General features: G+C 69.6%; 28 protein-coding genes and 1 tRNA gene. 10 read left to right on the top strand and 19 right to left on the bottom strand.

Features of this window, described 5'->3' with window-relative positions:
- Positions 1 to 49 precede the first annotated feature (49 nt).
- Complete coding sequence (locus ABEA33_RS09870; RefSeq protein ID WP_345526588.1) at positions 50 to 439, top strand: hypothetical protein; 390 nt, start codon at positions 50 to 52, stop codon at positions 437 to 439.
- A gap of 31 nt (positions 440 to 470) precedes the next feature.
- Here ABEA33_RS09870 and ABEA33_RS09865 read toward each other — a convergent pair whose 3' ends face one another.
- Both ABEA33_RS09865 and ABEA33_RS09860 read right to left on the bottom strand, forming a co-directional pair.
- Complete coding sequence (locus ABEA33_RS09865) at positions 471 to 1,676, bottom strand: IS110 family RNA-guided transposase (protein WP_345526587.1); 1,206 nt, start codon at positions 1,674 to 1,676, stop codon at positions 471 to 473.
- Between the two features lie 267 nt (positions 1,677 to 1,943).
- Complete coding sequence (locus ABEA33_RS09860; protein ID WP_345526586.1) at positions 1,944 to 2,426, bottom strand: hypothetical protein; 483 nt, start codon at positions 2,424 to 2,426, stop codon at positions 1,944 to 1,946.
- Between the two features lie 232 nt (positions 2,427 to 2,658).
- On the opposite strand from ABEA33_RS09860, the gene ABEA33_RS09855 reads away from it, so the two are divergent.
- A complete protein-coding gene (locus ABEA33_RS09855; RefSeq protein WP_345526585.1) occupies positions 2,659 to 3,822 on the top strand; it encodes an SRPBCC family protein in 1,164 nt (387 codons plus the stop codon).
- A 673-nt stretch (positions 3,823 to 4,495) separates the two neighbouring features.
- Entirely contained in the window at positions 4,496 to 4,696 is a 201-nt protein-coding gene (locus ABEA33_RS09850) for a site-specific integrase (protein ID WP_345526584.1), read from the top strand.
- Between the two features lie 193 nt (positions 4,697 to 4,889).
- Here the strand turns inward: ABEA33_RS09850 and ABEA33_RS09845 are convergent.
- The 6 genes from ABEA33_RS09845 to ABEA33_RS09820 all read right to left on the bottom strand — a co-directional run bounded on the left by ABEA33_RS09845 (position 4,890) and on the right by ABEA33_RS09820 (position 10,441).
- A tRNA-Met gene (locus ABEA33_RS09845) sits at positions 4,890 to 4,963 on the bottom strand.
- Positions 4,964 to 5,011: 48 nt separating this feature from the next.
- On the bottom strand, positions 5,012 to 8,029 hold the full coding sequence (locus ABEA33_RS09840; RefSeq protein ID WP_345526583.1) for a UPF0182 family membrane protein: 3,018 nt from the start codon (positions 8,027 to 8,029) through the stop codon (positions 5,012 to 5,014).
- A 12-nt stretch (positions 8,030 to 8,041) separates the two neighbouring features.
- On the bottom strand, positions 8,042 to 8,608 hold the full coding sequence (locus ABEA33_RS09835; RefSeq protein ID WP_345526582.1) for a PPA1309 family protein: 567 nt from the start codon (positions 8,606 to 8,608) through the stop codon (positions 8,042 to 8,044).
- Positions 8,605 to 9,660, bottom strand: coding sequence for a YlbL family protein (locus tag ABEA33_RS09830; RefSeq protein WP_345526581.1), 1,056 nt, complete (start codon positions 9,658 to 9,660; stop codon positions 8,605 to 8,607). Before ABEA33_RS09830 ends, ABEA33_RS09835 begins: the two co-directional genes overlap by 4 nt.
- Positions 9,661 to 9,711: 51 nt before the next feature.
- Positions 9,712 to 9,957: a hypothetical protein gene (locus ABEA33_RS09825; protein ID WP_345526580.1), complete on the bottom strand. Its 246-nt coding sequence runs from the start codon at positions 9,955 to 9,957 to the stop codon at positions 9,712 to 9,714.
- A gap of 58 nt (positions 9,958 to 10,015) precedes the next feature.
- Positions 10,016 to 10,441: a molybdenum cofactor biosynthesis protein MoaE gene (locus ABEA33_RS09820; protein WP_345526579.1), complete on the bottom strand. Its 426-nt coding sequence runs from the start codon at positions 10,439 to 10,441 to the stop codon at positions 10,016 to 10,018.
- Positions 10,442 to 10,489: 48 nt separating this feature from the next.
- Here ABEA33_RS09820 and ABEA33_RS09815 point away from each other — a divergent pair, with 48 nt between their 5' ends.
- Positions 10,490 to 11,809 (top strand): zinc-dependent metalloprotease, encoded by a 1,320-nt coding sequence (locus tag ABEA33_RS09815; protein ID WP_345526578.1) that lies wholly within the window; start codon positions 10,490 to 10,492, stop codon positions 11,807 to 11,809.
- The gene (locus tag ABEA33_RS09810) at positions 11,806 to 12,348 is read left to right on the top strand and encodes an NUDIX hydrolase (RefSeq protein ID WP_345526577.1); all 543 of its coding nucleotides are present in this window, start codon (positions 11,806 to 11,808) and stop codon (positions 12,346 to 12,348) included. Before ABEA33_RS09815 ends, ABEA33_RS09810 begins: the two co-directional genes overlap by 4 nt.
- A 4-nt stretch (positions 12,349 to 12,352) precedes the next feature.
- Here ABEA33_RS09810 and ABEA33_RS09805 read toward each other — a convergent pair whose 3' ends face one another.
- The 3 genes from ABEA33_RS09805 to ABEA33_RS09795 form a co-directional block, all read right to left on the bottom strand.
- On the bottom strand, positions 12,353 to 12,895 hold the full coding sequence (locus ABEA33_RS09805) for a YgjP-like metallopeptidase domain-containing protein (RefSeq protein ID WP_345526576.1): 543 nt from the start codon (positions 12,893 to 12,895) through the stop codon (positions 12,353 to 12,355).
- 9 nt (positions 12,896 to 12,904) lie between these two features.
- A complete protein-coding gene (locus tag ABEA33_RS09800) occupies positions 12,905 to 13,957 on the bottom strand; it encodes a PHP domain-containing protein (RefSeq protein ID WP_345526575.1) in 1,053 nt (350 codons plus the stop codon).
- 343 nt (positions 13,958 to 14,300) lie between these two features.
- Entirely contained in the window at positions 14,301 to 15,107 is an 807-nt protein-coding gene (locus ABEA33_RS09795) for an enoyl-CoA hydratase/isomerase family protein (protein ID WP_345526574.1), read from the bottom strand.
- A gap of 201 nt (positions 15,108 to 15,308) precedes the next feature.
- On the opposite strand from ABEA33_RS09795, the gene ABEA33_RS09790 reads away from it, so the two are divergent.
- A complete protein-coding gene (locus ABEA33_RS09790) occupies positions 15,309 to 15,467 on the top strand; it encodes a DUF5679 domain-containing protein (protein ID WP_165356914.1) in 159 nt (52 codons plus the stop codon).
- 116 nt (positions 15,468 to 15,583) lie between these two features.
- A complete protein-coding gene (locus ABEA33_RS09785) occupies positions 15,584 to 16,348 on the top strand; it encodes a TOMM precursor leader peptide-binding protein (RefSeq protein ID WP_345526573.1) in 765 nt (254 codons plus the stop codon).
- Positions 16,349 to 16,351: 3 nt separating this feature from the next.
- Here the strand turns inward: ABEA33_RS09785 and ABEA33_RS09780 are convergent, their stop codons facing one another.
- From ABEA33_RS09780 to ABEA33_RS09755, 6 genes are all read right to left on the bottom strand, one after another.
- Positions 16,352 to 16,513 carry a hypothetical protein gene (locus ABEA33_RS09780; protein WP_345526572.1) on the bottom strand — a complete coding sequence of 54 codons (162 nt, stop codon included), beginning with the start codon at positions 16,511 to 16,513 and terminating at the stop codon, positions 16,352 to 16,354.
- A gap of 108 nt (positions 16,514 to 16,621) precedes the next feature.
- The gene (locus ABEA33_RS09775; protein WP_345526571.1) at positions 16,622 to 16,837 is read right to left on the bottom strand and encodes a hypothetical protein; all 216 of its coding nucleotides are present in this window, start codon (positions 16,835 to 16,837) and stop codon (positions 16,622 to 16,624) included.
- A gap of 26 nt (positions 16,838 to 16,863) precedes the next feature.
- Entirely contained in the window at positions 16,864 to 17,028 is a 165-nt protein-coding gene (locus ABEA33_RS09770; RefSeq protein WP_345526570.1) for a hypothetical protein, read from the bottom strand.
- 78 nt (positions 17,029 to 17,106) lie between these two features.
- Entirely contained in the window at positions 17,107 to 17,445 is a 339-nt protein-coding gene (locus tag ABEA33_RS09765) for a WhiB family transcriptional regulator (RefSeq protein WP_345526569.1), read from the bottom strand.
- 124 nt (positions 17,446 to 17,569) lie between these two features.
- On the bottom strand, positions 17,570 to 17,779 hold the full coding sequence (locus ABEA33_RS09760) for a hypothetical protein (RefSeq protein WP_345526568.1): 210 nt from the start codon (positions 17,777 to 17,779) through the stop codon (positions 17,570 to 17,572).
- Between the two features lie 152 nt (positions 17,780 to 17,931).
- Positions 17,932 to 19,956 (bottom strand): ATP-dependent DNA helicase UvrD2, encoded by a 2,025-nt coding sequence (locus tag ABEA33_RS09755; protein WP_345526567.1) that lies wholly within the window; start codon positions 19,954 to 19,956, stop codon positions 17,932 to 17,934.
- A gap of 98 nt (positions 19,957 to 20,054) precedes the next feature.
- On the opposite strand from ABEA33_RS09755, the gene ABEA33_RS09750 reads away from it, so the two are divergent.
- Complete coding sequence (locus ABEA33_RS09750; RefSeq protein WP_345526566.1) at positions 20,055 to 20,291, top strand: mycoredoxin; 237 nt, start codon at positions 20,055 to 20,057, stop codon at positions 20,289 to 20,291.
- A gap of 119 nt (positions 20,292 to 20,410) precedes the next feature.
- Here the strand turns inward: ABEA33_RS09750 and nudC are convergent, their stop codons facing one another.
- A complete protein-coding gene (nudC, locus tag ABEA33_RS09745; RefSeq protein WP_345526565.1) occupies positions 20,411 to 21,316 on the bottom strand; it encodes an NAD(+) diphosphatase in 906 nt (301 codons plus the stop codon).
- Between the two features lie 88 nt (positions 21,317 to 21,404).
- Here nudC and aztD point away from each other — a divergent pair, with 88 nt between their 5' ends.
- Positions 21,405 to 22,649 (top strand): zinc metallochaperone AztD, encoded by a 1,245-nt coding sequence (gene aztD / locus ABEA33_RS09740; RefSeq protein WP_345526564.1) that lies wholly within the window; start codon positions 21,405 to 21,407, stop codon positions 22,647 to 22,649.
- 24 nt (positions 22,650 to 22,673) lie between these two features.
- Positions 22,674 to 23,390, top strand: coding sequence for a purine-nucleoside phosphorylase (gene deoD, locus ABEA33_RS09735; RefSeq protein ID WP_345526563.1), 717 nt, complete (start codon positions 22,674 to 22,676; stop codon positions 23,388 to 23,390).
- A 77-nt stretch (positions 23,391 to 23,467) separates the two neighbouring features.
- Here deoD and ABEA33_RS09730 read toward each other — a convergent pair whose 3' ends face one another.
- Positions 23,468 to 23,755: a hypothetical protein gene (locus ABEA33_RS09730; protein ID WP_345526562.1), complete on the bottom strand. Its 288-nt coding sequence runs from the start codon at positions 23,753 to 23,755 to the stop codon at positions 23,468 to 23,470.
- Positions 23,756 to 23,786 lie beyond the last annotated feature (31 nt).

Raw genomic sequence — 23,786 nt, 5'->3', positions numbered from 1 at the left:
TGATGTTCGTCCGTGACTTGGACGGCGCGGCCATGATGCAATCGCGATCATGATCGTCTTGATGGCCCTCCCTCCAGGGCTTTACCGGGGCACGGTGAGCGGAGAGGAGAGCGGTGGGTGCATCTGTCGTATCGACGTCCGGAGGTTGACCGAGCACGCGCTGAGCCTTGACTACGAAGCCGTCGGTCTGGACGGTCTCCAGCACGTTGAGCACACCATCGTGACGCCATCGGCCCTGCACGTCGCCGCGAGCGAGTTTCCCGACGTCGTCACCTTCCGGATGATGGCAAGCGGGCACTACGTCGCCGAGCATGCCCCGTCTCCCATGGAGATTCACGCAGACTGGGACGGCGGCACTCTGACGTGGGCGTGGCACTGGGCGCTCTCCGGTGAGAAGTCGAGGGAGCAGTCCCGTGCGACGGCGCAGCCGTTGCGCTGATGACAAACGCCCGGATCTGGCTCCCCCTGTGTCAAGGCCCGGTGCGAGCGAGAGTCTTCCGGCGATGCGGCTGGCGGCGTAGCGTCGACGGTGCGGGTCCGGGAAGTGGCTTATCCGAAGTGTCGATTCGCGGGGGTAGGTCGGCCGCGCTGGATTGTTGAGTCGCCCCGCTGTGCCCTCCCGGATCCGCATCCAGCGCCGCGGTAGCTGCGTTGTTGTCGGCGACGAGTTGGCGGTAGACGACGTCGGAGAGACGTCGCTTCAGGCACCGCAGCGCCTCCATCGGGGTCTTGCCGGCGGCGAGTTTGCGTCGGTAGTAGGCGCGGCCCTCGGTGTCGTGTCGGATCTGCACGATCGCGGCGATGTGGAGCATGTGGTTCATCCGCCGGTTCCCGGCCCGTGACAGGCGGTGCCGGTTCTGCTCACCGGACGAGGCGTCCAGGGGTGCGGTGCCGGTCCAGGACGCGAACCTGTTGCGGTCGGCGAATCGGGCGACGTCCCCGACGTCGGCCAGGACCCGGGCGGCACCTGCTGGTCCGACGCCGTGGATGTCCATCAGCGATGAGCCGCGTGCGAGGACCGCGGTCTTCAGCTCGGCCTTGATCTTCTTCAGCTTCGCATCCACTACGACGAGGTCGGCGATCTGTTCGGCTGCCATCCGCCGACGCGTCTTGCCGGCGATGTCGCGGGGTCGGACGGTGGCGAGCAACGTCTTGGCCTGGGCCGCAGACAGGTCGCGTTTGCGCTGGCCAGGCACTAGTTCACTCAAGAGTCGTTGCAACCGGTTCACGCTCTGGACCCGTTGGTGGGCGAGCTCGTCGCGACGGCCGGTGAGCATCCGCAGCGCCTCGAGCTCACCGTCCGCGGACAGGATGCGAAGGCCCGGTGTCCGTACCGCGACGACCGCGATCGAGTGCGCGTCGAGGGCGTCGGTCTTGCGGTTGTGGCCGGTGTCGAAGAGCCGCACGCGGGCGGCGAGCTTGGCCGGGACATCGAGGACGCGTTCGCCGTTCTCGACCAGGCGCTGCGCCAACGGACGACCGGCTCCGTTGGCTCCTTCGACGGCCCAGGTGCGGTTAGGCCACTGCTTCACGTAGGCCCGCATCGCGGAATAGCCGGCCTTGTCGGTCGGGAACCGGCCGGTGCCAAGCAGTTGCTCGTGGGTGTCGATGACCTCGATCGTCGCCGACATCTTGTGGGGATCGACCCCGATGATCACGCCGTTCGTGTTGCTCATCGTGCTCACCTCGTCTTGTGGCTGGGAACTAGTAGGACGGCGAGGTGGGCATTGCTACTACGAGCTGGGCAGTCCCCTCTGGAGCCACGCCTCGTCACGGTGATCGACGGGGGCGCAGACCAGATGAGAGCCACACCGAAGAACAGGTGGGCAGCCGCAATGAGAGCGTCCCGTCGATCACCTAGATCGAAGTCTGGCCAGACACCGATCCTGCGTGAAGTCTCCTAGTAGCCGCGATCAGCCCGCAGCCGATGTGTGGTCGCGCCTCTACCTGGGCGCGACGTGGCGTCGCACCGTGTCACGCATCGCTCGCTCGACCGCGGCACGTGCCTGCGGTGTGGTCTCGTGGTCCCTGCGGTCCAGCATCGTCACAAGTGCCCGGTCCAGCGACCCTTGGTCGTCCCACGCGGCGATCTGACCGTAGAAAGGTCCCTCGAAGTTGTGGATGGGCAGGTCCCAATAGCCGAACGCCCGCAGGAGCACTTGATACTCGACCTGTTCGTCGTGGGTCTGGGGCACGTCGATGCCGTGCTCCGCGAGCATCTCGCGCACGGGCCGCTCAGCGTCGCTGACCAAGGAATCGCGAGCCAGCGCGGCGACCGCGATCGTCGCTGCTTCTCCAACGCCTGAGGCCACCAGATCCTCGGCGAGGGTCACAGCCATGTCCACGCGCAGACCTGTCGGCAGGATGAAGGCGACCGCCACCCGGTGGAGGCGATCCTTGAAGGCTGTCGCCGCGCTGTCAGTCACAGCGGGATCTTGTCAGCCGAACGCCCTCACGTGCCGCGTTCTGCTCCTGGTAACCGATAAGTAGACCGACGGCCGTCCGGGTCAGTCGTCGGATGCCACCACGGACACCAGGCCATTCCAGGGCAACCATGCGGTCCAGCACTTGTGTGTTTCCCAGAAAGGTCTACGAGCGCACACGCCAGTGCCCGAGGATGTGCCCACTGGGCGCATCGGCAAGGCAGAGGAGCACGTCATGGCGGCAGACAGTTCAACGGGCGCAACGCTGGTCCATGAGGACTCAGGTGTCATCGAGACGGAGTACTCCTGCCTCCCGCTGCGTGCGTGGGACGACGAACCCATCCGGGTCACGCTTCCGAACAACAACACGCTGCTGACCGTTCTAGACCCCGGCGGCGACGCCGAAGGTTTCGTTGTGAACACGGCCGACCAGTGGGGTCCGTTTGCGGTCACGACTCGGCTGTACGACCGGGATCCGGGTGACCCCGGCGGCGAATGGGAAGACGTCGTCGAGGTGTCACTGACCACCGGCGAAGCTGTTGTCGTCACCGAACTCGTCGACAACGAACCCCAGGTCGACCTGCTCCCTGAGGCGGGCCAATACCGCCTCAGGGCCTGTGCACGCGGCCGCAGCCTCCCTGCCATCGGCGAGGACGAAGACCTCGATGAGGAAGACGTGCCACCGAAGGAGTGGTACCTGCTTGAAGCCTGGCCGGCACCATCGGCGGACCCGGTCGTGGTTCGGTTGACGAGCCCGCACGCACTTCACGAACTGAACCCTCCGCCGGCTCTCGTCATCCCCGAAGGTGAAGCGGGTCTCGCCGCAGCCGCCCGCATCGGCCGCGACGTCGACGCCGCACCCGGAGCCCGCACCCTGTCAGGCGAACTCGGGTCCGTGCACGTCGAACGGACCATCCGTGGGACCCGCCGCCGTCTGTTCGACCTCTGCGCTCACCTGACGACCTGGAGCTCCCAGTGGGTCGAAGGCAGCAGCTGGATGTTGTCCGGAGGGCCGGCGGCTGGCGGTGACTGGGAGGCGCCCGGCGGCACCGGTATGGGCTGGTCCCACGACCACGCCGACCAGCTCACCGGCACCACAGGATGCGTCCACTGGACCTTCACTGAGGTCGAGAAACCACACCGTGCCGTTCGCGACTGGCAGTGGCTCTACAACGCCAACCGGCCGAACCCGACGTGGACCGAACGGGTACCCGTGCTGGCCGAGCCAAGCCACATCACCGTCACCCTCGTCCAATCACGCGACGAGGCCGGCGAGCCCTGGACCACCATCACCATCGACCACGAGCTCCTACCTCTCGAATGGGTCGACGACATGCACACCTACTGGGGATACCAGCTCTCCATCGCCGACCACGCAGCATTCGGCGTACCGAAGTAGCTGCGATCGTTCACCTCACTTGTGGCATCGGACCGAGCGGCGTGTGAGCTTTCAAGCGTGATCGTGCCGCTCCCGACGTAGGAGTATGCGGAGCCACGGGTAGAGAAACACGGCAACGATGACCCCGAGGATGAGGATCGCGGCCTTCACCCCTCCAGTGTGCTCGTCGAACTTGGAACCTCCGTATCTGCGCGACCCGCGCTATTGAAGGTGCGTCTATTCGCCCGCGACTGCGCGTCAGGTATTCGCACCCGATCCTCTGTCAGATTCTGGAACCGTGCCGCTTAGAAACTCACTCATCTGGTGTTGCAGATGCTCCGTCCAACCGCTCTCATCGACGTACGCACGGAGCCGCGCCTCGCATCCGTCTGCCAGTGACTTGCGATGTGACGTCCAAGCGATGAAGTCACGAACGACGAGGTCGTGCGGACTCGTGAGTCCCCTTGTGTAGTCAAGGGTGCTGCCTGGCGAGGCCCAGCCGTGGAGTCCGACGGAAGTTACGGTCGTCAGCAGTCCGGCGCCGATGAGCGCGAGGTCGCCGTAGGTGACGTCTGTATGTGCGGACACCCGGTCAAGCAGTCCGGGAAGATGCGTCTCAGCAGCCATCACCCAAGCATGTCCCGGCACGGACGGTGTGTCATTTCGCCGCCAAGGGGCGCGGGTCCGGCGGGTTGTGGCCGCGCGCTACTGCGCCTTCCATACCTCGGGAAGTCGGTCGCAACAGACGGTCGACTCGAAGGCGGCCCAACAAGCCCAGCTCGGTCACGCCAACGAGGACATCACCCTGGAGCACTACACCCACAAGGCCAAGGTCGCGCCCGACCTGACCGACTACCCCGAGCAGTTCCGGCCGCCCAGGGCCCCGAAGACGTGACGAGGCCCACCCCGGAACGACCTATCAACAGCGCTCTCGCTGTGTTCAGAGCGACGCTGCTTTTCGTTTGTTCACGGGGGACGCGGCCTAGCGCCCACACAAAGAGCCCAATTTCCGCCCACTTATGGCTTTTGGTCAGAAACCTGAAAGACCCCCTGGCCAGCGTTTCCACTGGTCAGAGGGCCTTCATTTGTAGCGGGGGCAGGATTTGAACCTGCGACCTCTGGGTTATGAGCCCAGCGAGCTACCGAGCTGCTCCACCCCGCGCCGGTGAATGCAACCTTACAGACCGGGGTGGGACGAGCCAAATCGGGGTCAGGACGACGGGCTCTCGCTGGCGTCGGCCGATGGGCGGGCGCCCTCGGACGGGGCGTCCGAGGTGTTGTCGGCCGGCAGCTGGCGAGACAGCGAGACGGCCTGGGAGATGAGCACGCGGGCCTTCTCCATCAGCCGGGCCCACTTGACCGTGTTGCCGTTGCGCTGCGCCTCGTCGGCGTCGCGGAAGGCCTGGTCGGCGGCGTTGAGCTTGAGCCGGATCTGGTCGGTCAGGCTGCCCTGGCCGTCTCCCTTGCCGTCGTCGCCACCGTCGTCGCTCCCGGTGCCGGCACCGGGGTCTTCGCCGGTGCCGCTGCCGACATCGTCGACACCGATGGCATCCGCCAAGGCGAGCGGCAGCGATGTACCGATGCCGACCTCACCGTTGAAGGAGACCAGCACGTAGGCGAGGCTCGGGTAGCTCGCGGACGACCCGGGGCGTACGGCGTACACCGGCTCGACGTAGATCAGCCCGTCGTCGATCGGCAGGGTGAGCAGGTTGCCGTAGATCACCTTGCCGCCACTGCGGTTGAACTGCGCCAACCGGTCGGCGACGTTGGTGTCGGAGATGAAGTCGTTGGCGATCTGCCCGGGGCCCTTGGCGCTCTGGTCACTGAGCTCCTGGACCTTGATCTTGCCGTAGTCGTCTGACGTCGCGTCGGAGTCGACCGACACGAAGGCCGCGAGGTTGCTCTTGTTGTAGGGCACGAACGTGGAGGTCAGCGAGAACACTCCCTGGTCACCCTGCGGCTCGTCCACGAAGACGCGGTACGGCGGCTGCAGGTGTCCGGGCGAGTTCGGGTCCTCCGGAACGGCCCAGCGGTTGTTGCCGCTGTACCAGCGCACCGGGTCGGTGACGTGGTAGCGGGCGTACTGATAGCGCTGGACCTTGAACATGTCCTCGGGGTAGCGCAGGTGCTCCTTGAGCTCCTCGGGGATGTCCGCCTTGGGCTGCACCGTCCCGGGGAACGCCGACTCCCAGGTCTTCAGGATCGGGTCGTCCTCGTCCCACTCGTAGAGCGTGACGGTGCCGTCGTACGCGTCGACCGTGGCCTTGACCGCGTTGCGCATGTAGTTGATCTCGTCGGTCGGCAACGTGCGCAGCTCGGTGGTGTCCTGGAGCGAGTCGTCGGTCATCTTGTCGAACGATTCCCGCTCCGCGCCCGGGTAGTTGTTCGTCGTGGTGTAGCCGTCGAGCACCCAGACGATCCGTCCGTCGACGATGGTCGGGTACGGGTCGCTGTCGACGGTGAGCCACGGCGCGAACTTCTGCACCCGAGTCGTGGGGTCGCGGTTGTAGATGACCTCGCTGTTGCTGTTGACGCGGCCCGAGAGGAGGAAGTTCGTCTCGCCGAACTTCATCGCGTACATCAGCTGCCGGAAGGTGCTGCCGATCGGCACCCCGCCCTTGCCGTCGTACGTCGTGGTCTCGTCGGTCGCCGAGCCGGACTCGTCGGTCGTGCCCAGGTCGAGCTCGACGCTCTTGGCGCTCGAGCTCGACTTGCCGACGACGGAGTAGTCCGGGCTGAGCTCGCCGAAGTAGACCCGCTGTTCGTAGCCGCCGGTGGCGGTCGAGAGCGCGTCCTGCCCGGCGCCCTGGCCCTCGGCCCACTGCGTCTTGTCGTCGTCGCTGACCGACGGGACGCGGTTGGCCTCGCTGCGCTGGTTGGCGTACGCCGCGATGACGCCGGAGCCGTGCGTGTAGACGGTGTGCAGGTTGGACCAGTTGCGGTCGCTGGGGTCGATGCCGCTCTGGTCCATCTCACGGACGCCGAGCACCAGCGCCCGGTCGGTGCCGTCGATCTCGTAGTGGTCGACGTCGAGCACGTCGGCGACGGAGTAGTAGGCGCGCTCCTGCTGGTTCTGCTCGAAGGTCTGGCGGACCAGCTTCGGGTCGACCAGCGGGATCGACGAGGTCTTGGCGTCCAGGGTCAGCGGCGGCTCGTTGATGGTCGAGGCCGCGAACGGCTCGACCTCGACCTTGTCCGGGCCTACGTCGTACGCCGCGCGGGTGGCGTCGATGTTGGCCTGGATGTACGGCGCCTCCTTGTCGGCCTCAGACGGCTTGACCTGGAACTGCTGGACGATGCCGGGCCAGATCAGGCCGAGCAGGATCGCCGACACCGCGAGCAGCGCGAGGCCGACCGAGGGCAGCAGCCAGGTACGGCGCCAGACGTTGACGAAGAAGAGGATCGCGCAGATGACCGCGATGCCGAGCAGGATGTTCTTCGCCGGCAGGATCGCGTTGTCCGCCGTGTAGTCCATGCCGGTGATCAGGGACCCCGACTTGTGGACCAGGTCGAAGCGGTCGAGGTAGTAGTCGACCGCCTTGGCCAGCACGAAGAGGCCGAGCAGCACCGAGATCTGCACCTGAGCGGCGCCGGAGAGCCGGTCGCGCGTGGCCTGCAGCCGGATCCCGCCGTACAGGTAGTGGACGACGACCGCCGCGATCAACGCGACGACCAGCACGGCCATCGTGAAGTCGACCAGATAGTGCAGCCACGGCAGGGTGAAGACGTAGAAGCTGATGTCCTTGTTGAACCACGGGTCCGTGTCACCGAAGTCCACGCCGTTGCGCCACAGGAGGTAGTCGCGCCACTCGCCGATCGCCGAGCTGCCGGCGAAGGCGCCGAGGACCATCGGGATGCCGATCAGCAGCCAGGTACGGATCGGCGTGACCGCGTCGCGGTAGCGGTCGAGGCCGCTCTGCTCGGGTGAGTTCGGCCGGAAGAACGGGCGGAACCGGTAGGCGAGGTAGATGTTCAGGCCCACGACGAAGCCCATCACCGCGCCGAACGCGAGGAAGAGCCCGGCCTTGGTCCAGAAGAGGGTGCTGAAGACGCCTGAGTAGCCGCCGTCCTGGTACCAGAGCCGGTCGGTGTAGAGCGACGCGATGGTGGACAGCCCGAGGAACGCGAGCACGAGCACCACCGCGGTGATGATCAGCGCACGCGAGCGCCGCGATCCGCGTTGCGGCGGCGGAGCCCCCTGGGACTCCTCGTCGAACAGCTCACTCATTCCTGCCTCTTCCTACTCCAGCTCGTCTTCGAGCGTTGCGCTCAACAGCTCCAGCAGTCCGGGCACCAGGTCGGCGCCCCCGACCACGGACTGGTCGTCGTCATGGGCCTTCAGCCGGAGTGCGCAGTACGTCGCGCCCGCGCGGGTCGCGCCGGCGACGATCCGCACCTCCTGGCGGTCGGGGTGCTCGCGGGCGAACTCCTCGGCCGACTTGGGGTCGTCGGGGATCTGCTCGTCGGCACCCGGCGGCAGCACCAGGCGCTCGACGACGGCCGCGCAGCCAGCCACCCCGGGCGGCCAGCTGATCGATCCCAGCGCCTCCTCGAGCGTCCGGCCGGGCGCCAGGAGCTCCTGCTCGACCGGTGTCATCGAGCCGGCAGCGGACGAGTCGTCCAGCCCCATCGCGGCCGCGAGCGCCGGCTCCTTGGCGACCAGCGTCGCGGTGTCGACCAGGGCGTACAGCCGCGAGGGCTGGTCCCAGCCGTCGGCGGCGATGTGGCTCTCGATCTCCAGGACCGCGGCGGCCAGGGCCGGGTCGACGTCGTCGAAGCCGGGGAGCTCCGGCTCGTACTCGCTCATGCAGCATCGTCTCCACAGGTCGGGAGCTTGGCGTCCGGGTCCGCGACCCACTTCTTGATCGAGTCGAGAGCGCTGTGCGTGGTGGGGGCCTCGACCAGGCGCATGTCCTCGTTGGGCGCCTCGAGAGCCTCGTCGCAGTTGTCCGGCGGCACCAGGAAGAGCTCGGCGCCGGCGTCGCGCGCGCCCACGATCTTCTGCTGGATGCCGCCGATCGGGCCTACGACGCCGGCCGCGTCGATGGTGCCGGTGCCGGCGATGGTCCTGCCGTCGGTCAGCGAGCCCTTCGTCAGGGTGTCGTAGATGCCGAGGCTGAACATCAGGCCGGCGCTCGGCCCGCCGATGGCCGGGTCGATCCCGATGGTCACGTCGACGGGGAAGTCGGTGGTCTGGGTGCCGACCTGGATGCCGACCTGGGCGCGACCGTCGACCTCGCGCGGCGCGACCGACAGCTGGAGGTCCTTGCCCTTGCGGCGTACGTCGAACTCGATCGGCACGCCGGCGTCGGCGGACTTCACGGCGTCGACGAGCTCGTCGGAGTTGGCGACCTCGGTCCCGTCGACGGCGAGGACGACGTCGCCGGTCTGCAGGGTGCCGTCCGCGGGTGAGCCCTTGTCGACGCCGGCGACGACGGCCTCGGTGACGTCGTACCCGAGCTCGGTCAGCGCGGCGGCGGTCGCGGCGTCCTGGGACGAGGTCATCTCGGCCTGCCCCTCCTGCTTGTCCTCCTCGACGGTGCCGCCATCGGGGTAGATCGCCGCCTTGGGGTAGACGGCGCTCTCGGGACTGAGCCAGCTCTTCATCAGCTCGAACAGATGGTTGTGCGCGTCACGCTGCGAGACGAAGACGGTGGTCATCCGCAGCTGACCGTCGTCGGTGTAGGTCGGCTTGCCCTCGATCTGGATGATCGGCTTGCCCTCGTCGTTGTCACCGAGCACGTTGACGGTGAGCCCGGGGTTGTAGGTGACGTACGGAAGCGACTCGAACGCGGCGGCCACCCACAGGGCGAGCAGCAGCGGCACGGCCAGGAGGCCGGCAAGGGTCCGCTGCGTCATGGCGCCAAGCCTCTCAGACCGCTCCAACGCGCGCGCGAGCCGCCCGCGGCGTCAGGAAGCCCGCCGCGACGGACGCACGGCGATGCCGCTGCTGCGGTCACGTTCGGGTTGCGGCGCCGCGTAGCCGGGCACGGGCCGGCGGCTTCGGCGCGGGTCGTGCTCCAGGGCACCGGCAAGGCGGCGTACGGCGACGTCGCGGTCGACCTCGCCACGGCCCTCACGGCCCAGCCAGGCGACCCAGAGCATCGCCAGGACGGCGACGACGACCGACGGCACCAGCCAGAGCAGGATCTCCACGGGTCGAGGCTAGGCAACGCGAGGCTCCGCATCGGGGAGGCTCGCCCTCGACCCTGAGTCAGGGAGTGCCGACCCACTCTTCGGTGCCGTCCCCGAAGCGCTGGTGCTTCCAGATCGGCACCTCGGCCTTGAGCGTGTCGATCAGCGCGCGGGACGCCTCGAACGCGTCACCGCGGTGGGCGGACGTCGTCGCGACGATGACGGCGATGTCGCCGATGTCGAGGCTGCCGACCCGGTGCACAGCGGCGAGCCCCTGGACGGAGTGCTCGGCGGCCACGCGCTCGCAGACCTCGCGGAGCCGATCGAGGGCCGACGGGTGCGCGCTGTAGTCCAGCCCCACGACGCCCTTGCCCTGGTCGTGGTCGCGCACTCGGCCGACGAAGAGGGTCAGCCCACCGGAGGCGTCGTCGTCGAGGGCGTCGACGACCTCGGCCACGTCGAGGGGGTCCTCGCGCAGGTCGACGAGGCGTACGGCAGTGCTCACGCGCCAACCGTAGGGCACCACGACCACAACCCGCGTACCGTGGAGTCCATGAACGACAAGCCGGACGAGACCCCCGACGATGCTCAGAACCCCTTCAAGGGCACGCCGTTCGAGCAGATCTTCGGAGCCGTCGGTGGAGCGGGTGGAGCCGGTGCGATGCCCGACCTCAACCAGCTCTTCGGCCAGCTGCAGTTCCTGATGCAGCCGCACGACGGCCCGGTCAACTGGGACTTCGCGCTCGACCTGGCCCGCAAGGCCGTGGCGCAGGAGCCGGACCCGACGCCGAGCCAGCGGCAGAAGGACGCCGTCGCCGACGCGATGCGCCTCGCCGACCACTGGCTCGACGAGACCACCGCGTTCCCCTCCGGCGTCTCCAGCCCGGCTGCCTGGAGCAGGGCCGAGTGGATCGTCGGCACGACAGACGTCTGGAAGATCCTGGTCGAGCCGATCGCCGAGTCGTCGACGCAGGCGCTCAGCGGTGCGCTGCCCGAAGAGGCCCGGGAGATGTCGGGCCCGCTGCTCGGCATCATCGGCAAGGCCGTCGGCGGCATGCTCGCCGGCCAGATCGGCTCCGGTCTCGGCGCTCTCGCGTCCGAGGTCCTCAGCGTCTCCGACATCGGGCTGCCCCTGGCCGCACCAGGCCGCGGCGCGATCATCACCGCCAACCTCGACGCGTTCGCGGCCGACCTCGACGTCAGCGCGGACGACGTACTCCTCTATGTCGCGCTGCGCGAGGCCGCGCACCAACGGCTCTTCGCGCACGTCCCGTGGCTGCGCGACTACCTCATCGGAGCCGTCACCGACTACGCCCGCGGCATCGAGATCAACGCCGAGGGCATCCGGTCGCGCATCGAGGAGCAGATGCGCGGCATCGACCCCAGCAACCTCGAGGCGATGCAGGAGCTGATGGAGGGTGGCATGTTCGAGCTCGAGCGCTCCCCCGCCCAGGAGGCGGCGCTGCAGCGGCTCGAGGTCGCGCTCGCCCTCGTCGAGGGCTGGGTCGACGACGTCGTCGGTCAGGCCACCGTCGAGCGGATGCCGACCGCCGCCAAGCTGCAGGAGACGTTCCGGCGCCGGCGCGCCGCAGGCGGACCGGCGGAGCAGACGTTCGCGACGCTCGTCGGGCTCGAGCTGCGCCCCCGTCGGCTGCGCGACGCCTCCACTCTCTGGGGCTCGCTGCGCACCCGGCAGGGCACCGAGGCCCGCGACGGCGTGTGGATGCACCCCGACCTGCTGCCGACGCCGGACGACCTCGACGACCCGCTCGGCTTCCGCGAGGACGCGTCGGCTCCGGCGGAGCTCACCGAAGAGGACTTCGACGCCGAGCTGAAGAAGCTCCTCGAGAGCCCCGAAGACCCGGAGGCGTGACCCTCCACGCAGACGCGCTGGCGGCGCTGACGGCCTGGACCGCGCCCACGCCCGCCCAGGAGGCGCTGCGGGAGAGGTACGTCGCCCACCTGGCCGCGCACCCGGACGGTCTGACCCGCGACTGCCGGCCCGACCACCTCACGGCCAGCACCGTGGTGCTCAGCCCGGACGGCACCCAGGTGCTCCTGACGCTGCATGCCAAGGCCCAGCAGTGGTTCCAGTTCGGCGGCCACTGCGAGCCCGAGGACGAGACGCTCGCCGGCGCCGCGCTGCGGGAGGCGACCGAGGAGTCCGGGCTCCTCGGACTCCGGCTCGACCCGGTGCCGGTGCAGCTCAGCGAGCACGCCGTACCGTTCTGCGGCCCGACCAGAGACGTCCATCACCTCGACGTCCGCTTCGTGGCCGTCGCAGCGGCGGACGCGGCGTACGCCGTGAGCGACGAGTCGCTCGACGTCCGCTGGTGGCCGGCCGACGCGATGCCGGATCCCCAGGCGGACATGGTCGAGCTGGTCGCGCTCGCCCGTGCCCGGACCTCGTAGCGCCTCAGTCGACCTCGTCGCCGTCGTCGTCGCCCGGGGGCGGGTCGAGCCGGGCGGCCGCCGACCAGCCGGCCAGGTAGCCCTTGGCCCGCTCGGCCTGGGGGTAGCGGTCGACCCACGCCCAGAACGTCGCGTTGTGGTTGGCTTCGAAGAGGTGTGCGAGCTCGTGCATCAGCACGTAGTCGATGACCCATGACGGCATGCCCTGGAGCCGACCCGACAGCCGGATGGAGCGGTCACCGGGGGTGCAGGACCCCCACCGGGCCTCCTGGTTGTCGACCCAACGCACCGAGTCCGGCAGCGCGAGGCCACCCAGGTAGCGGTCACTGAGCCCCTTGGCCCGCTTCATCAGGTCGTCGTCGCTCGGCTTGCGGCGCTTCTCGGAGCGCTCCAGGCGGGCGATCATCGTCTCGACCCACTCGGCCTCCTCCTTGCGGGAGAGCGAGGCGGGGATCAGCACGATCACGCGGTCGCCCTCGCGGTAGGCGGAGACGGTACGGCGGCGCCGCTTGGAGCGACGCACCTCCACCTCGGGCCGGGTCGACATGATGGAACGCTAGCCGTTCGCCCAGGCCAGGAGGCGCTCCCGCGGCCACGTGTTGACGATCCGTTCCGCGGCGATGCCGGCCGCCTCGGCGCGCTCGCAGCCGTAGACCTGGAAGTCGAGCTGCCCCGGGGCGTGCGCGTCGCTGTCGATCGAGAACAGGCAACCGAGGTCGCGGGCCAGCTCCAGCAGCTTGGTCGGCGGGTCCCGCCGCTCGGGGCGGGAGTTGATCTCGACCGCGACGTCGTGCTCGACGCAGGCCTCGAAGACCGCCTTCGCGTCGAACTTCGACTCGGGCCTGGTCCCCCGGTTGCCCATGACCATCCGGCCCGTGCAGTGCCCGAGGACGTTGGTCCGCGGGTTGCGGACCGCTCCGATCATCCGCTTGGTCATCGCCGGGGCGTCCATCTTCAGCTTCGAGTGGACGCTGGCGACGCGTACGTCGAGCCGCGCGAGCAGGTCGTCGTCCTGGTCGAGCGACCCGTCGTCGAGGATGTCGACCTCGATCCCCTTCAACAGGCTGAACTCTCCGGTCCCCTGACCGCCGAGGTGAGAGTTGACCGCGTCGACGACGCCGAGCTGCCGGGTCAGCCGCTCGGCGCTCAAGCCGTGGGCGACGGTGAGCCGCGGCGAGTGGTCGGTGAGCACGAGGTAGTCGTGGCCGAGCTCGATCGCGGTGAAGGCCATCTCCTCGATCGGCGAGCCGCCGTCCGACCAGTCCGAGTGGGAGTGCAGGTCGCCGCGTAGGGCTGCCCGCAGCTCGGCGCCCCCGGCGGTCAGGGGACCACCGTGGTCGCGCTCCAATGCGGCCAGCCGTTCGGGGACCTCGCCGCGCACGGCCTGCGCGATCACCTTCGCGGAGCTCGCGCCGATCCCCGGGAGCTGGGTGAGGGTCCCGTCCTCGACCGCTCGCGCGACGTCCTCGGCCGGCAGCGGCAGGATCGTGGCCGCGGCACCCCGGAAGGCCTTGACCTTGTAGGTGTCCTCGCGGGCCCGCTCGAGCAGGAACGCGATCCGCCGCAGCGCCGCGACCGGTCCCCCCTGGTACGTACCGTGGTCCGACACGCCGGGCCCTCCTGCAGTTGTGGCTGGATTTCTTTCCTCCACACCCCGTGGAGACCCATTGTCGCTGGTCAGCGCCTCGTGGCAGGTGAGGACCGGCGGGTTATCCACAGCCGTCTCCCGGCGCCATGGCGCGTCGTCCACTGGCACAGCCCTTCATCCACAGGTTTATCCACACCGTTGTCCACAAGGTCGGGTCGCTCCGCGTTGACCACGCGCGGGCCTGCTCCTAGCGTCGACCCCAGACGAGGCCTCCGGGCCGTCGATGGACACTCGCAAGGGGAAGGCAAGTGTCCGGCTGGCGGCACGGGGGCCTCTTCTCCATCCACCGCTAGTCGGCCGGTGCTCAGCGACCGGTGAATGCCGGCGGGCGCTTCTCCCGGGCCGCACGGATGCCCTCCTGGAGGTCGGCGGTCGCGAGCGTGATCGGCTGCGCCATCGCCTCCCACTGCAGGCAGACCTCGACGTCGGCGTGGCCGCCGTCGCGCAGCGCGAGCTTGGTGAGCTTGCTCGCGATCGGCGCGGTGGCCGCGACCGCCTCGGCGGTCGTGAGCACGTCGTCGAGGAACGCCTCCGGTTGGCTGATCCGCGAGACCAGCCCGAGCCGCAGCGCCTCGTCGGCGTCGACCACCCGGCCGGTGAGCAACAGCTCGCGGGCGTGCGCCTCGCCGACGACGTTCGGCAGCAGGTACGTCGCAGCCATGCCCGGGTGCATGCCGAGCTTCACGAACGGCGCGCCGAGCTTGGCGCCGGATGCGGCGTACCGGATGTCGCAGGCGAGCGCGAGGCACAGGCCGGCGCCGATGGCGGCGCCGTTGACCGCAGCGATCGTCGGCACCTCGAGGCGGCGGATCGACAGCCAGGCGCGGTAGAACGCGACCATCCGGGTGCGCAGGTGGTCGACCGAGGCGTCGGGCTCGCTGGCGATCCACGAGGTGTTGCCGCCCGAGCAGAACGCCGACCCCTCCCCCGTCACGACGACCGCCCGCACCGACCGGTCGGCGGCCAGCTCGTCGACCGCCGCGACCCAGGACGAGGTCATCTCGTCGGACATCGCATTGCGCTGGTCGGGGTTGTCGAGGGTGAGCAGCGCGACCCCGTCGCGGGGTCGCTCGAGACGCAGATGGGTGAGGCTCAGTTGGTCATGAGGCATGCGCTCAAGGTACTCACCAGGCGACCTGGGCGCAGTGAGGGAAATCGCGCCCGTTCACGGCGCGCCGACCGCCTGTCGCACGCTCAGCCACGCGTGTCGTAGGGTCTGAGACGGTCCAGCGGCATCCCGCAGGACTCCGACGGGCCTTCCCCTTCATCCCCGTCGCGACGACCGTCAATGAATACAAGCAAGGAGGCCGTCATGGCGGAGACCTGGAGCGGCGAGTTCTACTGCGTGAAGTGCAAGGAGAAGCGCGAGGCTGAGGGCGAGATTCGCGTGAACGACAAGGGCACCAAGATGGCCAAGGGTGTCTGCCCCGTTTGCGGCACGAACCTCAACCGGATCCTCGGCAAGGCCTGACGCACAGCGCCTACGAGTTCCACGGCGGCGCCGTCACCGGACTTCGGTCCGGGGCGGCGCCGTCGTTCGTCTGTGGACAACCGTCTGAGGCCCTCCTCACGGGGTAAGCGAGCCTCGTGAGCCTCCTGCGACCCGGCCTCCACGTCGTACGCCGCGACGACCGGCACCTCCAGATCGGCCTCGATCCGCCCTGGCGCCTGGTCGTGCCCGACGAGCCCGACGTGCAGGGCGTCCTCGATGACCTCGTGTCCGGACGCCCGCCCGCGCCGACGACGCCCGCGGGCCACCGGGTGCTGCACGATCTGGGCCGCGCCGACATGCTCCTCCCACACCCTGCCCCGCTGCGCTCACGAGCCGTCGCCGTCGCCGGTGACACCCGTCCGGCCGCCGAGGCCGAGCGGGTGCTGCGCGCGGCAGGCGCCGCCCCCGCGCCGGTGGACCGCGCCGACCTCACCGTCGTCGTCACGTCGGGCGAACCCGATCGCGACCTGGTCGACGACCACCTCCGCGCCGACCGACCGCACCTGATCGTCGGTGCCGGCCCGCGCGGCTTTCGCGTCGGCCCGTTCGTGGTGCCCGGCAGCACCGCCTGCCTCCGCTGCGTCGACGCCCATCTCGCCGAGCGCGACCCGCGGCGTGGCGTGGTCGTCGAGCAGCTGGCCGGTCGTACGGCGGCTCCGGACGACCCCGTGCTCGAGGCGTTGGCCGTCACCTGGGCGGTGCGCGACGCGCTGCGCTACCTGGCCGGCGGCACGCCCTCGACCTGGTCCGCGACCGTCGACCTGGACCTGGACCTCGACCCGCGCCGGCACTCGTGGTCGCGCCATCCGCACTGCGGCTGCGCCTGGGACGCGTTGGCGACCACCGAGGCGGTCGGGTGAGCCTCACCACCACTCGCTGTCGAGCTTGCCCTCCATCGCGCGCAGATGGGTGCGGGAGCACTCGTCGCAGTAGACGCGCTTGCGACCGCGCTCGACGGCGGTCGTCCAGCTCAGCGTCTTCGCCTCGTCGTCCTCGACGCGGCCGCAGAAGTCGCACGTGGCCATGCGTTACAACCTACGCCCCGGCGTACGCCGAGAGCCGGCCCCGACGTCAGTCGGAGCCGGCTCTCGGTCTCGGTCACCCGCGATCAGGTGAAGCTGGTCGGTCCTGGATCACAGCGCGCGGGCGAGGGCCAGACGCGCCTGCTGTGCCGCCTGCTCGGCCTTGCGGCTGAGTCGACGGGCACGGGCCAGCCGGAAGCCCAGCTGGAGCTGGTGCGCCTCTCCCAGGCGCTCGGACATTTGCGCGCGGGCCAGATTTTCGTGGAGAAGATTCATCTCGGTCAGTCCGTTCGGGTTCGTGTTCACGGTGGTGTTCATCGAAGTCATGTCGACTTTCTAGATCTGCGGCGTGCTCAGAGCGTGCGAGCGATGGCGAGTCGAGCCTGCTGAGCGACCTGCTCGGCCCGGCGGCCGGTACTGATCACCTGGGCCAGACGGCGGCCCTGTCGGCAGTGCTGCGCCTCGACGAGTCGCGTGCTCACCTGAGCGCGAGCCAGGTCCTCGGTGCTGAAGTTCATGTCGGTGTCCTTTGACGTCGTTGTCGGGAGGGGTGCTGCTGCGGTGCTGAGCGTGCTCATCGGGGACGCTGCCTCGGCTCAGGCGGCGACTTCGTTCTTGCGGGGCCGGCCGCGCGGACGCTTGCGCGGGATCACCACGCCTTGGAGGAAGAGCTGGCCTCCCCAGACGCCCCAGGGCTCACGGCGTTCGAGAGCGCCGTCGAGGCACATCGCCCGGACCGGGCAGTCCAGGCACAGCGCCTTGGCGAACTCCACGTCGCTGGGCGACTCGGCGAACCAGAGCTCCGGGTTGTTGATCCGGCACGGGAGCAGCTCCTCGTCGACGCGGTTGGCCTCGTCGTGGAGCTGTCCCAGGCTGACCTCTGGGGGAACAGCCTCGGCCGGCCCATCGGTGCGGATGAGTTCACTGATGGTCATGTTTCACCTCCTTCTTCTGACCTGATCGCTGTGGGTGTGCGGTGCACGTGGTCTTCGGAAAACAGAAAGGCCGCGAATCCCGGTTCGGGATTCGCGGCCTGGAGGCTGCCGAGACTGTTGGGTGTCAACAGGTCGGTGGTCTCCAGGCAGAGTTCCCCGGGAAGTAGGACTGGGTGAGGACCCGGTCCGCCTTGGCGGCTCCCTTGATGCCGGCAATGTCCGCCACGCGCTCGCGCACGACGAACGTCGTACGAGCGCCGAAGGCGTGGCGGGACATGGGCAGGCCGAAGCAGGACGGGTTCTGAGCCGTCATCCAGAGCTTGGTGCTGTTCATGGGGCCACCTCCTTCGGTTCGTTGTGCGCCGGTCGTGCCAGGACCGTGATGCGCGTGGTCAAGTGAGAGGAAACTATCGCCTCGGCCAGGTAAGGGGCAAACGATTTACTGCCCATTTCTCAAAAAGTTCCTGCCAACCGGTCGAGACGGCGTCAGTTGACGAGGGTGAGGACGTCCTCGCCGTACTTCTCCACCTTCGAGCGACCGATCCCGTTGATCCTCAGCAGGGCGTCGGGGGTCTGCGGCTTGTGCTCCGCGATGAGCTGCAAGGTGGCGTCGGTGAACACGACGAACGCCGGCTTGCCCTCCTCGCCGGCCCGCTCCTTGCGCCACTCGCGGAGCCTCTCGAAGAGCGCCTCGTCGTACGACGCCGGGCAGTCCCCGCAGCGGCCGAGCTTCTTCTCGGCGCCCGTGGACAGCGGCCGTCCGCACTCGCGGCAGTTGGCCACCTTGCGGCTGCGCGGCTGCTCGGTCGGGACCCGGACGGAGTCGGGCAGCAGCGGGTCGAGGAAGCGCGACGGCTTCCGCGACGCCCGGCCGCCCGGGTTGCGGGCCAGCGACCACGAGAGCGATAGGTCGACCCGGGCGCGGGTCATGCCGACGTACAGCAGCCGCCGCTCCTCCTCGATCGCAGCGGGAGTGTCGGCATAGGTGATCGGGAGGGTGCCGTCCTGGAGCCCGCACAGGAACACGGAGTCCCACTCCAGGCCCTTGGCGGCGTGGAAGGTCGCCAGCGTGACGCCGTCAGCAGCCGGGGCGTGCTGCTCGGCGGCGCGGCGGTCGAGGTCGTCGACGAAGGTGTTGAGGTCGGCACCCGGCGTGGCGGCGAAGTCCTTCGCCAGGCGGACCAGCGCTCCCCAGGACTCCCAGCGGTCCCGGGTCTGGCCGCGACCGGTGGGCGGCTCGGCGGTCCAGCCCATGCCGCCGAGGATCCCGGTGACGGACGCGACGATGCCGTCGTCGGCACCTTCTCCGGAGCGGGCGGCGCCGCGGAGCCGGGTAACCGCCTCGCGCACCTCGGGGCGGTCGAAGAAGCGCGCAGCACCGCGCACGACGTACGGGACGCCGCGGGCGGCGAGCGCCTCCTCGAAGGACTCGGACTGGGCATTGATGCGGAACAGGACGGCGACCTCGCCGAGCGAGCGGCCGCTGTCGCGGAGACGCGCGATCTGGGCGGCGACCGCGTCGGCCTCGGCGACCTCGTCGGGGCGGGCGGTGTAGGTGACGGTCGGGCCCGAGGGTCGCTGGGCGCGCAGGTCGACGCCGCGGCTGCTGGACGCGGCCAGCAGGGTGTTGGCCGCCTCGACGACCTCGGGGGTGGAGCGGTAGTTGCGGACCAGCTCGATCGAGGCGGCGGTCGGGAACTCGGTGCGGAAGTCGCGGAGGTAGCGCGCGTCCGCGCCGGCGAACGAGTAGATCGTCTGGGCCGGGTCGCCGACGACGCACAGCTCGTCGCGGCCGCCGAGCCAGAGCCGCAGCAACGCCCACTGCAACGGCGAGACGTCCTGGAACTCGTCGACGACGAACCACTTGTACTGGCGGCGCACCTGCGCGGCGACCCGCTCGTCCTCGTCGAGCATCCCGGCCGTGAGGAGCAGCACGTCCTCCATGTCCATCCGGCCCTGGTCGCGCTTGACGTCCTCGTACGCCGCGAAGACCCGCGCGACCGTGTCGTGGTCCTGACCGGAGACCGAGCGGCCCTTGGCCCGGGCGACCCGGGCGTAGTCGTCGGGATGGACGTTGCTGACCTTGGACCACTCGATCTCGGAGGCGAGATCGCGCAGCAGCGCCTGGTCGGCGTTGAGCCGCTGCCGGCGAGCGGCGGACGCGAGCAGGCCGATCTTGGACTCGATCAGGGTGGGCAGCTCGGTGCCCTGGACGCGTGGCCAGAAGTAGCGGAGCTGGCGCAGCGCGGCGGAGTGGAACGTCCGGGCCTGCACGCCACCGGCGCCGAGCGCCCGCAGACGCCCGCGCATCTCGCCGGCCGCGCGGGTCGTGAACGTGACAGCCAGCACCTCGGTGGGCGCGTAGACCCCGGTCGCGACGCCGTGCGCGATCCGGTGCGTGATCGCCCGGGTCTTGCCGGTGCCGGCACCGGCCAGCACGCGGACCGGGCCGCGGAGCGCCTCGGCGACCTGGCGCTGCTCGGGATCGAGGGCGGCGAGCAGGTCGGGCATCTGCGGGAACATCTCCTCGGCTGGGATGGTTGGATCCGGTGAACGATCCACACCCTAGACGTCGGAGGCGACAGCCCCAGATGAGCAGCTCTTTCACCATGTACACCACCCCTTGGTGTGGCTACTGCCACCGGCTGAAGAGCCAGCTCGACCGTGAGGGCATCGCCTTCGACATCGTCGACATCGAGCAGGACCCGAGCGCCACGAAGATCGTCGAGTCGGCCAACAACGGCAACCAGACGGTCCCCACGCTGGTCTACTCCGACGGCACCGCCCAGACGAACCCGTCGCTGGCTCAGGTGAAGGCGAAGATCGCGGAGCTGGCGAGCGCCTGAGCATCGTTGGGGGTTTCCCCGGCTGCCCGGGGAAAACTGCCGACACGCCGTTACGGCAACGGCGTGTCGGGCGGTTTCCCCGGCCGACCGGGGAAACCCGCCACCGTCTCACGGCAGCCTCACCAGGAGCCGGGCAGCTCCCCGCCGTACCAGTGCTCGACGAGTGAGCGGCTGATCGAGACGCCGCCGGGCAGCAGCAGGGTGCCGGCCTCGGCGAGGGCCTTCATCTCCGCCCGGGTGAACCAGCGGGCGTCCTCGAGCTCGTGGTTGTCGACCGCGATATCGGTCGACGTCGCGCGCCCGATGAAGCCGAGCATCAGGCTGGCGGGCAGCGGCCACGGCTGGTTGCCGAAGTACTGAACGTCCCCGACCACGATGCCGGACTCCTCCCGCACCTCGCGGCGTACGGCGTCCTCTAGGGTCTCCCCCGGCTCGCAGAAGCCCGCGAGTGTGGAGTAGCGGCCCTCCGGCCACGTGGCGCCGCGGCCGAGCAGGCAGCGCTCGTCCTCTGAGCCGGGCTCGCCATGGGTGACGACCATGATCACGGCCGGGTCGGTCCGCGGGAACTGGGTGTGCCCGTTGTCGCAGGTCAGCTCGTGGGCCGACGACCGCGGGTGCAGCGGCTCGCCGCAGCGCGGGCAGAAGCGGGTGACCCACAGCCACTCCGCGAGCCCGAGGGCGTGGAAGATCAGCGGGGCGCCGGCCAGCGCGTCGTCGGCGAGGAACGGCAGCAGCCCGCGCAGCGGCGCCCACTCACCGTCCGCCTTGGCAACCTGCGCGTCCACGATCACCGCGAACCAGGTGCGGCCGTCGTGCTCGCCGAGCAGGATCCGCAATCCGTCGGGGGCGTCCTGCGGCGACAACCACTCCAGCTTGCCGTCGACCGGCTTGACGCGGGTGCCGGACACGACCAGCACCCGGCTCTCGGGGTCGGCCCACTTCTCCTCGAGCCAGGTGTCGTCGCCCCGGTGGACGCCGGCCCGGTCGTGGGCGTTCGCGGTGATTCGTTCGTGCTGGTAGGTCACCTCCGCAGGCTAATCCGGCGCCTTGCACGGGGTGGCAGATGGGACACCCAGTTGACAATCATTCTCATTTGTATTGAGAATGATTCTCATGTTGAGATCACGTCTTCGCCCCCTGCCCGTCCTCGTCGCCATGGCCATCACCGCGCTGGCGGCCGGCTGCAGCTCCGACTCCCAGCGCACCGACGCCGCTGCCGAGACCAACCCGGAGCCACCGTCGGTCGCCTCGGTCGACGACCCCGAGACCCGCCTGGCCATCACGTACGACGGGGGTGTGCTCGTGCTGCGCGCCGCGGACGGTGAGGTGCTCGCCGACGAGGCGATGGCGGGCTTCATCCGGGTCAACCCCGCCGGGGACGAGCGGCACGTGCTCGTCTCGGCTCCCGGCAGCTTCACGGCCTTCGACCTCGGCGCCTGGACCGCGGACCACGGCGACCACGGCCACTCCTGGGCCGACGACCCGGAGCTCACCGAGTTCACGATCGCCGCCGAGGAGCCCGGCCACGTCGTCAGCCACCACGGCCAGACCACGCTCTTCGACGACGCGACCGGCACCATGACCTCGTTCGAGACCCACGAGCTGGCGGACCTCTCCCGGTCGCAGCCCGAGCTCACCACCCACCAGGCCGACGACGCGCACCACGGGGTCGCCGTCCGCACCCACGCCGGCGGCTGGCTGCACACGGTCGGCACGTCCGAGTCCCGCAGCGGCGTGCGCGTCGTGTCGCCGTCGGGTGCGAAGGTGGCGTCCAGCGAGCAGTGCCCGGGCATCCACGGCGAGGCGTTCGCCGGCGAGGTCGCCGTCTTCGGATGCGAGGACGGCGTGCTCCTGGTCGACGGCCGCACGATCGAGAAGGTCCCGGCTCCCGACGGCTACGGCCGGATCGGCAACCAGGCCGGGTCGGAGACTTCGCCGTACGTGCTCGGCGACTACAAGACCGACCCCGACGCCGAGCTCGAGCGGCCCACGCGGGTCTCGGTGATCGACACCGGTACGGCGTCGCTGCGCCTGGTCGACCTCGGCACGTCGTACACGTTCCGCTCGCTCGGCCGCACGCCGTCCGGCGACGGGCTGGTGCTCGGAACCGATGGCTCGCTGCACGTCGTCGACATGGCGGGCGCGAAGGTCAGCACGTCGCTGCCGGTCGTCGAGCCCTGGCGCGAGCCCGTCGACTGGGAGCGGCCGCGGCCCGCTCTCGAGGTCGTCGGCGAAACGGCGTACGTCACAGAGCCTGCGTCGCGTGAGCTCCACGTCGTCGACCTGACGACCATGAAGGTCTCCGCCACCCACGAGCTCCCGGAGACACCCAACGAGCTCGTCGGCGTCACCGGCTGAGCGTCACTGCCTAGGGTGGGCGCCATGAGCACGCACATCGGCGCCCACCCCGGGGACGTCGCACCCCTGGTCCTGATGCCGGGCGACCCGCTGCGCGCGAAGTGGATCGCGGAGACGTTCCTCGCCGATACGCGGTGCTACACCGAGGTGCGCGGGATGTACGGCTTCACCGGCACCTGGCGGGGCCAGCGGGTCTCGGTCCAGGGCTCCGGCATGGGTCAACCGTCCCTGGCGATCTACGCCCACGAGCTGATGGCGGAGTACGACGTGCAGTCGATCATCCGGGTCGGCTCGTGCGGCGCGATGACCGAGCGGGTCGCCGTACGCGACATCGTGATCGCGTCGGGCGCCTGCACCGACTCGTCGATGAACCGGATCCGCTTCGAGGGGCTCGACTACGCCCCGGTCGCCGACTTCGGGCTGCTGCGCGCGGCGTACGACGCCGCCATCGCCCACGACCTCGACGAGGACGTCCACGTCGGGCTCGTCTACAGCAGCGACTCGTTCTACCCGGCCCGGCCCGAGCTGTCGGCCCGGATGGTGGAGTACGGCGTGCTCGCGGTCGAGATGGAGGCGAGCGCGCTGTACACGCTGGCCGCAAAGCACGGCCGTCGCGCGCTCACGATCTGCACTGTCTCCGACCACCTCGTGACCGGCGAGGAGACCACGTCGCAGGAGCGCGAGCAGACCTTCGGCGCCATGATCGAGGTCGCACTCGAGGCGGGTCTGGCTCAGGGCTGACGGAGGTCTTCGACGACCAGCGGCACCGCGACGCCCGGAGTACGGCCGCACTCGGGCCGACGGGGACACCCACGGGCTCAGGCCCGGGCGCGGCGACCACGGCGCTCCATCTCGCCGTCCAACCAGCGAGCGTGGAACTCCTCGGACACCCCGAGGAGCAGCAATGAGACCCCACGGGTGCGAAAGACCTCGGCGCCGACCAGATCGGACCAGGGGATCCGAAGCCGACCGGAGGTGATCCACAGCCCGTCGTCGTCCACCACGAGTCGCGTCGAGCGCCACGGCCACCGACCGCGCACCTCGAGGCGTCCGGTCCTCCGCAAGGATCGGCGCCACTCGACAACTCTTGACTCGACTTGAGACACGACCGCACGCTGCCCGGATGTGACCTCCACG

The sequence above is a fragment of the Nocardioides endophyticus genome, from assembly GCF_039543845.1.
Classification (GTDB): domain Bacteria; phylum Actinomycetota; class Actinomycetes; order Propionibacteriales; family Nocardioidaceae; genus Nocardioides; species Nocardioides endophyticus.
Note: the sequence above shows the minus strand (reverse complement) of the source record. Positions and strands in the feature narration are given on the sequence as shown.

Coding starts and splice junctions, on each gene's coding strand:
- ABEA33_RS09865 (WP_345526587.1), bottom strand. CDS start 1,676: ATGAGCAACACGAACGGCGTGATCATCGGGGTCGATCCCCACAAGATG.
- ABEA33_RS09870 (WP_345526588.1), top strand. CDS start 50: ATGATCGTCTTGATGGCCCTCCCTCCAGGGCTTTACCGGGGCACGGTG.
- ABEA33_RS09780 (WP_345526572.1), bottom strand. CDS start 16,513: ATGGCCACGTGCGACTTCTGCGGCCGCGTCGAGGACGACGAGGCGAAG.
- ABEA33_RS09855 (WP_345526585.1), top strand. CDS start 2,659: ATGGCGGCAGACAGTTCAACGGGCGCAACGCTGGTCCATGAGGACTCA.
- ABEA33_RS09835 (WP_345526582.1), bottom strand. CDS start 8,608: ATGAGCGAGTACGAGCCGGAGCTCCCCGGCTTCGACGACGTCGACCCG.
- aztD (WP_345526564.1), top strand. CDS start 21,405: ATGTTGAGATCACGTCTTCGCCCCCTGCCCGTCCTCGTCGCCATGGCC.
- ABEA33_RS09775 (WP_345526571.1), bottom strand. CDS start 16,837: ATGACTTCGATGAACACCACCGTGAACACGAACCCGAACGGACTGACC.
- ABEA33_RS09830 (WP_345526581.1), bottom strand. CDS start 9,660: ATGACGCAGCGGACCCTTGCCGGCCTCCTGGCCGTGCCGCTGCTGCTC.
- ABEA33_RS09770 (WP_345526570.1), bottom strand. CDS start 17,028: ATGAACTTCAGCACCGAGGACCTGGCTCGCGCTCAGGTGAGCACGCGA.
- ABEA33_RS09755 (WP_345526567.1), bottom strand. CDS start 19,956: ATGCCCGACCTGCTCGCCGCCCTCGATCCCGAGCAGCGCCAGGTCGCC.
- ABEA33_RS09795 (WP_345526574.1), bottom strand. CDS start 15,107: ATGCCTCATGACCAACTGAGCCTCACCCATCTGCGTCTCGAGCGACCC.
- deoD (WP_345526563.1), top strand. CDS start 22,674: ATGAGCACGCACATCGGCGCCCACCCCGGGGACGTCGCACCCCTGGTC.
- ABEA33_RS09805 (WP_345526576.1), bottom strand. CDS start 12,895: ATGTCGACCCGGCCCGAGGTGGAGGTGCGTCGCTCCAAGCGGCGCCGC.
- ABEA33_RS09815 (WP_345526578.1), top strand. CDS start 10,490: ATGAACGACAAGCCGGACGAGACCCCCGACGATGCTCAGAACCCCTTC.
- ABEA33_RS09840 (WP_345526583.1), bottom strand. CDS start 8,029: ATGAGTGAGCTGTTCGACGAGGAGTCCCAGGGGGCTCCGCCGCCGCAA.
- ABEA33_RS09760 (WP_345526568.1), bottom strand. CDS start 17,779: ATGAACAGCACCAAGCTCTGGATGACGGCTCAGAACCCGTCCTGCTTC.
- ABEA33_RS09765 (WP_345526569.1), bottom strand. CDS start 17,445: ATGACCATCAGTGAACTCATCCGCACCGATGGGCCGGCCGAGGCTGTT.
- ABEA33_RS09790 (WP_165356914.1), top strand. CDS start 15,309: ATGGCGGAGACCTGGAGCGGCGAGTTCTACTGCGTGAAGTGCAAGGAG.
- ABEA33_RS09750 (WP_345526566.1), top strand. CDS start 20,055: ATGTACACCACCCCTTGGTGTGGCTACTGCCACCGGCTGAAGAGCCAG.